This window comes from Streptomyces sp. ATLC9 (genome assembly GCF_057196705.1).
Map to the genome: position 1 here is coordinate 1 of NZ_JBXUOY010000408.1, position 3,180 is coordinate 3,180.

The 3,180-nt window shown below is 73.3% G+C and carries 4 protein-coding genes and 1 pseudogene; all 5 read right to left on the reverse strand.

Going from position 1 to position 3,180, the window contains the following annotated elements; all coding sequences use genetic code 11:
- Positions 1-93: 93 nt before the first annotated feature.
- Positions 94-1,404: a cytochrome P450 gene (locus AC2CJA_RS25540; RefSeq protein WP_484605034.1), complete on the reverse strand. Its 1,311-nt coding sequence runs from the start codon at positions 1,402-1,404 to the stop codon at positions 94-96.
- On the reverse strand, positions 1,401-2,015 hold the full coding sequence (locus tag AC2CJA_RS25545; RefSeq protein WP_484605035.1) for a GTP-binding protein: 615 nt from the start codon (positions 2,013-2,015) through the stop codon (positions 1,401-1,403). Before AC2CJA_RS25545 ends, AC2CJA_RS25540 begins: the two co-directional genes overlap by 4 nt.
- On the reverse strand, positions 1,996-2,355 hold the full coding sequence (locus tag AC2CJA_RS25550) for a DUF742 domain-containing protein (protein WP_484605036.1): 360 nt from the start codon (positions 2,353-2,355) through the stop codon (positions 1,996-1,998). The genes AC2CJA_RS25545 and AC2CJA_RS25550 overlap by 20 nt, the downstream gene beginning before the upstream one ends.
- A complete protein-coding gene (locus tag AC2CJA_RS25555) occupies positions 2,352-2,771 on the reverse strand; it encodes a roadblock/LC7 domain-containing protein (RefSeq protein ID WP_484605037.1) in 420 nt (139 codons plus the stop codon). The genes AC2CJA_RS25550 and AC2CJA_RS25555 overlap by 4 nt, the downstream gene beginning before the upstream one ends.
- Before the next feature lie 127 nt (positions 2,772-2,898).
- Positions 2,899-3,180, reverse strand: a pseudogene (locus tag AC2CJA_RS25560) (ATP-binding protein); the annotation flags it as partial.

Genomic DNA, 3,180 nt, shown 5'->3' on the forward strand with positions numbered 1-3,180 from the left:
CCCCCCCCCCCCCCCCCCCCCCCCCCCCCCCCCCCCCCCCCCCCCCCCCCCCCCCCCCCCCCCCCCCCCCCCCCCCCCCCCCCCCCGCGGGGGCTACACCACGGGTGTGAAGGCGACCGGCAGGGACACCAGGCCCCGCATCCAGATGGACGGCCGCCAGGTCAGCTCCTCCGGCTCCACCGCCAGGACGGTGTCCGGCAGGCGCTCCAGCAGCGTCTCCACCGCGGTGCGGGCGATGACGTCGGCCAGCTGGGGTGCGGGGTAGGGGCAGCGGTGCTCGCCGTTGCTGAAGCTCAGGTGGGCGGAGTTGACCTGCGCCCCGACGTGCCCCTCGGGCCAGATCTGCGGGTCGGTGTTGGCCGCGGCCAGCCCCAGCACCAGGCAGTCGCCGGCCCTTATCTGCCGGCCGCCGAGCTGGATGTCGCGGACCGCCCAGCGGCCGATGAAGTTCTGCGTGGGGGTGTCCAGCCACAGCACCTCGTTGAGCGCCTGGCCCACGCTCACCCGGCCGCCGGAGACGTTGACGGCGAAGCGGTCGTCGGTGAGCAGCAGCCGCAGGGTGTTGCCGATCCAGTTGCCGGTGGGCTGCTGGGCCGCGGCGATGACGGAGATCAGGTCCTGCACGATCTCCTCGTCGGTCAGCCCGGCCGGGTCGGCGATCATGCGTGAGGTGACGTCCGGGCCGGGGTCCTCGCGCTTCTCCGCGACCAGCCGCTGGATGCGCTCCTGGACGCGGACGTACGCGGCGACCGGGTCGTCGCCCTCCGAGGCGTCCAGGGACATCCGCAGGTCGTCCACCAGGTCGTCGGTGTCGGATCCCGCCAGCGGCATGCCGCACATCCGGACCGCCGCGCGCATCGGCAGGGCGTGGGCGTACGCGGACATCAGCTCGGCCTGCCCGCTGCCCGCGAACTCGGCCAGGAGCTGTTCGGCGATCTCCCGGCAGTCCTGGGAGAACTCCAGCTGGTCGACCTCCTCCAGAGCCGTGCTGATGACGCCCGCCCGCCGCTGGTGCTCGGCCCCTTCGGTGAACAGCACCGACGGCTGGTAGCCGACGAACGGCAGCAGCGGCCAGTCGGCGGGGATGGCGGGCCACTGGTTCCAGCGCCGCGAGTCCCGGGCGAACAGCTCGTCGTGGCCGGTGACGTAGGAGACCTCGGCGTATCCGAGCACCAGCCAGGCGGGGATGCCGCCGTCCAGCAGCACGGGGGCGACCGTGCCGTGGTCGCGGCGCAGCGCCCGGTAGAGCTGGAAGGGGGTCTGCTGGTACTCCAGGCCGCTGAGCGGAACGGCCTCGGGATGGGCCGCGGGGCAGCCGGGCGGCGGGGCGGGCGTCCCGGCGGGGTCCTGGCCGGACTGGCCGGACTGGCCGGACTGGCCGGACTGGTCGAGCTGGTCGGTCATGCGGTCATCTCCCGTGCCAGCGCCTGCTGGTAGAGGTGGTCGACGAGGGTGATCAGCACGTTCTTGCCGGAGTCGCGCAGCCGGGCGTCGCAGTCGACCAGGGGCACGTCGTCCGGCAGGTCCAGGGCCTGGCGGATCTCGCCCAGGGAGAAGCGCGAGCCGTCGTCGTCGAACCGGTTGACGGCCACCACGAACGGGGTCCGGTGGTGCTCCAGCCGGTCGATCGCGTACCAGGAGTCGGCCATCCGCCGGGTGTCCACCAGCACCACCGCGCCGAGTGTCCCGGAGAACAGCCGGTCCCACAGGAACCAGAAGCGCTCCTGGCCGGGCGCCCCGAACAGGTACAGCACGGTCTGCTCGTTGAGGCTGATCCGTCCGAAGTCGAACGCCACCGTGGTGGTGTTCTTGTTCCGCAGGCCGGCGGTGTCGTCCACCCCCGCGCCCGCCTGGGTCATGACCTCCTCGGTGTTCAGGGGACGGATCTCGCTGACGGATCTGACCAGCGTCGTCTTCCCGACACCGAAGCCGCCCACTATGACGATCTTCAGTCCGGTCTCGGCGGCGTCCGCGAGCGGCGTGCGTGCCGGGGCCTCAGAGGTTGCGGAGTCCAATGAGCACCTCCTTCAACAGGGCGGATTCGGGCGCGTCGCCGTGCGCGGCGGACGGACGCGGGTTCCGTGCGGTGATGCGTCCGGCGGCGAGCAGGTCGCCGAGGAGGATCTTCACCACGGTGATGGGCAGGCGCAGATCGGCCGCGATCTCGACCACCGCGGTGGGGTGGTCGCACAGCTCCAGGATGCGTACGTGCTCCGACTGCATGCCATCCGTCGGCCGGCACTCGCTGACGATGAGCGTGACCAGGTCCAGCCCGGCCTCCTCGCCCCGGCTGCGTCCGCCGGTGACGGTGTAGAGCCGGTGGGGGTCGCCGATGTCGACGGGTTTGCGGATCACGACGGGACGCCGCCCTCGTCCGACTTGCGCGGCTCGGCGCGCAGGTGCTCGCCGATCTGCTCGACCAGCTCGTCCATCTGGTGGCCGACCACGCCGGGGTCCGCGTTGTCGTCGGCGACGACGGCCAGATGGGCGCCCTCCCCGGCCTCGACGATGAACAGCAGCCCCCCGTGGAACTCCGTCATCGAGTGCCGCACACCTCCGCTCCTGTCGCCGAACTCCACCGAGGCTCCCTGTGCCAGGGCCTGCATTCCGGAGGAGATGGCCGCGAGCTGGTCGGCCCGGTCCAGGGTCAGACTGCTGCTCCAGCACAGCTTGAGCCCGTCGCGGGAGAGCACCAGGGCGTGTCGGGTCCCGGGAGTGCGGTTGAGCAGGCTCTCGAGAAGCCAGGTCAGGCTGTTGTCGGTGGTCTCCATGATCTGCATCGGGCGCTTCGGGCCGACTGTCCGGCCACCGGCCCGTGTCTCCAATCTCACGGTCTTCGCTGGGGGTGGGGCGCCCGGCTGGTCGGGCGGGCGCCCCGGGTGTCTCGGAGGGGCGCGCCTACTCGGAGGGGTTCTCGGGACGCCTGGCGCGGTGGAACGCCCCGAAGCTCGCCCCGGCGTCACGGCCGGGGCGCTTCCGCTGCGCGAGTCCGGCGGAGGCGTCGGCCGCCCGCTCACGGGTGCGGTCGGCCCGGGCCAGGGTGTGGCCCCGGGGGCGTACCGGCAGCCCGTGGGTGGTCTCGCCCGCCGGCGGGGCCGGCGTCTCGGCGGTGTCCGGCGTGCCGAACGCGGCGGTGGGTGCCGCCGGGCCGGCCGGCGCGGCGGGGAGGGCGGGTCCGGT

Bases quoted from the DNA above. Each gene is read 5' to 3' on its own strand.
- AC2CJA_RS25540 (WP_484605034.1), bottom strand. From the start codon at position 1,404: ATGACCGACCAGCTCGACCAGTCCGGCCAGTCCGGCCAGTCCGGCCAG.
- AC2CJA_RS25555 (WP_484605037.1), bottom strand. From the start codon at position 2,771: ATGGAGACCACCGACAACAGCCTGACCTGGCTTCTCGAGAGCCTGCTC.